Annotated in this window: 1 protein-coding gene; it reads left to right on the top strand. The window is 66.5% G+C overall.

Going from position 1 to position 1165, the window contains the following annotated elements:
* Positions 1-1165 (top strand): IS4 family transposase (locus EJP67_RS33500; protein WP_126026015.1); only part of this gene is annotated, 1165 nt, incomplete at both ends.

Raw genomic sequence — 1165 nt, 5'->3', positions numbered from 1 at the left:
CCACGCTGCGCAAGCGGCGGCTGCCCATGGAGCAGGTGGTCTGGCTGGTGTTGGGCATTGCGCTGCTGCGTGATCGATCGATTCTGCATGTGGCTGACGCGCTGGAGGTGGCGTTGCCCGCCCAGGGTGAGGGCATCAGCTCCAGCGCGTTGAGCCAGGCACGCCAGCGCCTGGGCAGCGAACCGCTGCAGTGGCTGTTTCGCCATACGGCGGCGCAATGGGCGCACCAGGAGGCCGGGCGCCATCGCTGGCAGGGTCTGTCGCTGTACGCACTGGACGGTGTCGTCTGGCGCACGCCTGACACACTGGAGAACCGCCAGCGATACGGTGGTCAACGCAACCATGCCGAGCATCAGAGTGCGTTCCCGCTGGTGCGCATGGCGTGCCTGCTGGACGCACGGGCGCGTTTGCTGGTCGATGCGAGCCTGGACGCCTACGACACCAGCGAATACACCCTGGCGCAGCGGTTGTGGCCGCAGTTGCCTGCCGATTCGCTGGTGATCGTGGACAAGGGCTTTTACTCGGCGGGCCTGTTGTGGCCGTTGCAGCACCGCCAGGGACGCCACTGGCTCATTCCCGCGCGCGCCGGCCTCAAAGGCGACGTGGTGGACACATATGGGCCCGGTGACGTGTGCCTGCGCATGAAGGTCTCGCCGCAGGCGCGCAAGAAAGATCCGGGCCTGCCGCTGAGCTGGGACGTGCGCGCCATCACGCGCGAGATCGACGGCAAGCCGCGCACGCTGTTCACTTCACTGGCCGACCCCGTGCGCTGGGCCGCCGAGGACGTGTTCGCGCTGTATCACGAGCGCTGGGAGATCGAACTCGCGTACGGGGAGATCAAGACCGACATGCTGCGCCAGTCCATGACGCTGCGCAGTCAGCACCCCGACGGCGTCGAGCAGGAACTGTGGGCGACCCTGCTGATGTACAACCTGATCCGTCTGGAAATCACGCGCATCGCCGACGAAGCCAAGCTCGAGCCTTGTCGCATCAGCTTCATCACGGCCTTGCGCTACATCGTCGACGAGTGGCTCTGGAGTTCGAGCAGCACTGCGCCCGGTGCGATCCCCGCCAAGCTGCGCGCCATGCGCCAGAACATCCGCCGCTTCGTCCTTCCACCCCGCCGCAGCGAACGCCGATATCCTCGCGCCGTTCGCATGACCAA

This window comes from Variovorax guangxiensis, assembly GCF_003952165.1.
GTDB lineage: Bacteria > Pseudomonadota > Gammaproteobacteria > Burkholderiales > Burkholderiaceae_C > Variovorax > Variovorax guangxiensis.
Note: the sequence above shows the minus strand (reverse complement) of the source record. Positions and strands in the feature narration are given on the sequence as shown.